This window comes from Rothia endophytica (genome assembly GCF_928381505.1).
Lineage (GTDB): Bacteria > Actinomycetota > Actinomycetes > Actinomycetales > Micrococcaceae > Rothia > Rothia endophytica_A.
Map to the genome: position 1 here is coordinate 1 of NZ_CAKMSJ010000019.1, position 4,537 is coordinate 4,537.

The following is a 4,537-nucleotide window of genomic DNA, read 5'->3' on the forward strand; positions in this document are numbered from 1 at the left end:
GGAGGCACCGGTAGCAGCAACCTTATCGGCAGCATCAGAGCTAGCCCTATCACCGGCGTCAGAAGCCTGCCCCTGCACCACCGTCGGTGCCACACCAAAAGCCCGCAGAACCTGACCATCAGCATCACTAATACGCACCAACTGCCCGTGAGCGTCGTAGTGGTACTCCAGACCCTCAAGCACACCACCATCAGCGGCAGAACGCATCACCGAGGACAGCAAGCCGGTGCCCGGCTCATAAGTGTACTCAGTAACCGCCCCATCAACACTTAGGCTGGTGCGTAAACCGTCACGGTCATAGGTCATCACACTCTCATGCCCGCCACCAGCAAGGGACCCAGCTACGCACTGACGCACCAGTCGGCCCACCCGGTCATGCACCAGGGTGTGCACCGCCGGGGCGCCGGTCTGCTCATCAATCAGACCCACACCCAGATCAGTGTAATCAAAAACAGTAGTAGTACGAGCAGCAGCATCACGGGCAACCCGGCAGACCAACTGCTGATTAAAACGGGTAGTTGCCAGTACGCCAGCCTCATCGTAGGTATACGAGAGCGTGTCGGCGTCCGGGCTCACTGAACTGACCAGGCGCCCGGCGGCATCGTAGGAGGTAGTGGTCTTACGGCCCAGCGCATCAGTGCGGCAGATCAACTGACCTGCAGCATCATACTCAAAGAACGTGCTTTCCCCGCGGGGGTCAGTTACGCTGGCCACCAAACCAGCAGCAGTATAGGTGTACCGCGTCTTACCACCCAGACCGTTGATGGCAGTGACCAGCTGACCAGCAGCATCATAGACAAAGCGGCGGGCGCCAAACTTACGGTCCACAGCAAAAACCAGACGCCCGCAGGCGTCATACCCGTAGCGGGCCACCCCGGTATTAGTGCGTACCAGTACCGGACGGGAGGCAGCATCATAAGTGATCTCCTCACGCACACCAGCAGTCGTAGAACGCACCACCACCCGTGAATCAGCATCATATTCCAGGGTAGTTACGACCCCGGTAGGCTCTCTCATGGTGGACGGACGACCACACGCATCATAGGTAAAGGAAGTAACCCGGCCCTCAGGTGAAGTCACCGAGGTCACCTCACCCCGCCCATCGCGGGCGATCAGGGTCAAAGCGCCTTCGGCATCGAGGATCTCCACCACGTTGCCGGCAGCGTCATAGGTGTAGATTTCCTCAGAGCCATCCGCCGCGGTTTCTTTAACCGGGCGCCCATACACATCAAAACTGGTGGTATGAGTGCCAAAAGCATCCTTGACCTGCACCAGGCCAGACTGACGCTGATACTCGGTGCTCACCCGCACACCGGTGGGGTCAACCACCGCAGCCAGCTCACCATTGGCATCAAATTCACGGGACCACCGGTGACCCAGCGGGTCAATGACCGCGGTATTCTGCATCAGCTGGTCATATTCCAGCGCCCAACACGCACCATCCGCACCAGTCAAAGACACCACATTACCCATAGAATCAAAGCCACGGGTGCTGACCCGGCCCAGAGGATCAATGGTCTTAGCTACCTCACCAGCGGCGTTGTGCTCATAGGTGGTTCTTGCCCCAGCAGGATCAGTGACGCTGGTCAGGCGCCCACCGGGCCCGTACCCGAAGCGCCACACCGCCCCGTCCGCGTCTTCACGGGAGACCAAAAGACCGGCAGCATCATAGGTGAACCGGGTAGTCAGCCCCAGCGGGCTGACAATACGCTCAATACGCCCGGCAGCATCACGCACAAAGGAGGTCACATCCCCGGCGGCATTGCTCACTGCGGTCATCTCACCGTAAGCATTATAGGAACAGGTGGCCCAGACCCCGGTGGGGCCAACCATCGAGGTCAACAGGCCGCCCTCCCAGGTCATCTCAGTACGCCCACCCAAAGCATCAACCAGCGCCGAGGGGTTACGCTCACCCCCGGTAGCATCAGCATACTCATAAGACACCGCTGCCCCGTTGGCTGTCATCAGCGTGATCAAACGGTCCTGGGCATCGTACTCGTAGGTGGTATCGGCACCTTCAGGGCTGACCTCACGGGCAAGCAAACCGCGCTTAGTGTAGGCGCGCACCGTCATAGCCCCATCACGCTCAGTGACTGAGACCCGGTTATTGAAGGTATCGTAAGCCATGGTTTGGCGCCTCTGGTGTGCATCAATCATGCCCACCAGGCGGCCCTTGGAGTCAGAAACCCAGGAGTTGGCGTGCGAGCCGTCCTCATTGGTCACCAGGGTGAGGCCGCCTGCCAGGTAGGAGTAGCGGCGGGTGAGACCGTGCGGGTAGTTCTGTGAACGCACCCGCCCGAGGGCATCATAAAAGTTTTCCACCTCAACCGTGCCATCAGCAGCAGTTACCGCGCTGATCAGGCCCTGCTCGTTGTAGTCGTAGACCCGGGGCCCCAGTGCGGAGCGAGCAGCGGTCAGCCTACCCTCACGGTCATAGAGGTATTCCATGCGGGTGCCGTCATTGGTCTGTGCGTAGGCCACCCGGCCAGCAGCGTATTCAATACCGATACAACGGCCACGGCTGTGATGCAGAGCCACAACCTGGCCCTGCTCATCACGGTCCACGGTGACAACATCCCCAGCACCCACACTGTGAGCCAGCCAGTCACCGGTGAGACTAAAAGCCCACCAGGCACCGGTGTTATCACGGACCACCAGCACCTGGGCGGCATCGGTGGGCAGGGAAACCGGCAGGTCAGTGGTGTTCTGGCGGGTCAGCCACAGAGCATGCAACTCTGCACGCTCCCAACCTTCACCGCGGCGGGGGAAGATGAGGTGCTGGCCGTCCTCCTTCACCCAGGTCGCCTTCTCGCCACTCAGCATCAGGCGCATATCCAGTGGGGAGGACCAGCCGGTGCCGAAGACCCCAGCCTGGCTGTTAAGGGCGTTGTACATGCGGGTCAGGGCCAGGGTGAAGCAGGGACCGGTGAAGGTGAGGTCGGTTTCGGGTTCAATGAAGTTACCGGTTGCCGCGTTGACGGGGTCACCGATGTAACCGGCGGATGATTCCGAGCCCTGAATAGTGGGGGATTTAATATCAATAGCCGCGCGGGTCATAGCTGAGGCGCTACCTACCGATGCTTCCATAGCCGAATAGGGCACCGAGGCTAGAGCATTTGGGTCCCCAGTGACGGATTCGAGTGCATCAGCAATTCTGCCTAGCCATTGACCCTCAGTATCGTTAGCATCCAACCAGTTCTTCAACTGGGTGGGGATATCACCGGCATCCACCGGTGCCCAGGAACAATCCGTAGCGTAAGCTGCCAAGGCATCTTCTAAGGAACCTGGGTGGGTTTCTAGGTTCTTATCAAGGCCACTGAGCGTCTGCACCCCATCACGGATCTGGGAGGGAATACCCGAAACCGTGCTTTCGGTCCCCGCCTGGCCATCCGGTGTGTTCTTGGACGCTGTTGAAGGGGTATCTACTGACGGGAGGGTAGGGGCCGGGGGCACCTGAGGATCGTCACCAAACCCAAAGAAATCTGCAATAGCGTCACCGGCTTGTTCTAACATATTTTTCTCAGCATCAGCCTTAGCCTCTTCATAAGCCTCAATAGCCCGATCCATGAGGTAACCTACCTCGCGCATGGCATGGGCTAGCTTGCTGATATCACCGGGCACATGAGTGGTGTTCTCTTCATAGACCGTGGCATAAGGTCCCTTGAACTCGTCCATAATGGTGCTAGCAGCGGCCGAGCGGGATGTAGCCTGCTCGTCCAGGGCTTCAGCAGTAGCGTTGAAGGTGTTGCGCACATTGCTAGCAATGGTGGAGTTGAAGGGAATATCAGGGGTGCTCATGGTGCGGCGTCCTTTAGGCAGAAACTGTTTCGGTGACGGGTCAAGGATTGGTTTAGAGAGTACAAGGAGCGCAGAAGGCCTTAACCTCTGCGCTCCCTAACAAGTTGGTAGGTGCTTTAAGCGCCGCCACCAGCGGTGAAGATATCCTGAGAAATCTTCTGCAGCTGCTGCTGCAGTTCTTCAAGTTCGGTCTTTGCTTTGTCGAGGGCTGACTTGGTTTCAGGCCAGGTGGAGCCACGGAACTGTTCTGCCAGGGGGCCATCCCAGTTGTTGGGGTCTGAGAGCAGCTGACCCTGACCGTCAAGAGCTGAGATCTGCTCGCTCAGGCCGCCGTTGATGATTTCCTGGATGCGGGTAATTGCTGACTTTGCTTCGTCAGAGGAGAGTACGCGTGCCATGGTGGTGCTACCTTTCATAGTGATGAGTTGAGGGTAGGCCCCCGTCTGCCTTGAGGCAGGTGGCATCCGGGTGGCTTTGTGTCCCTGACTAGAGGTTACTGTTGTGAAAGTAAAACTTTAACTACATTTTTGTCCCCTATCTTGGCGAAGCTTTCGTCATAAACTTTTTGGGGTATACAACAAGGCTCTGACTTTGGGCTTAATGCTTAGTGTGCCAATTATTGGTGAGAAAATTTTCTAGGGGCGACACAACAAGAGGGGTGTTAAATCTCGTCATATAGTCTCTGAGATTTATTCAGTGGATAGGCGAAGCTGCTGGGAGCCTTGCCACCGGTACCTCT

Annotated in this window: 2 protein-coding genes; both read right to left on the minus strand. The window is 57.9% G+C overall.

Going from position 1 to position 4,537, the window contains the following annotated elements; genetic code table 11:
* Window positions 1–3,798 (minus strand): DUF6531 domain-containing protein (locus tag L6990_RS11650; protein ID WP_237204365.1); only part of this gene is annotated, 3,798 nt, incomplete at its 3' end.
* A gap of 116 nt (window positions 3,799–3,914) precedes the next feature.
* A complete protein-coding gene (locus L6990_RS11655; protein ID WP_237204366.1) occupies window positions 3,915–4,196 on the minus strand; it encodes a pyrophosphorylase in 282 nt (93 codons plus the stop codon).
* Window positions 4,197–4,537 lie beyond the last annotated feature (341 nt).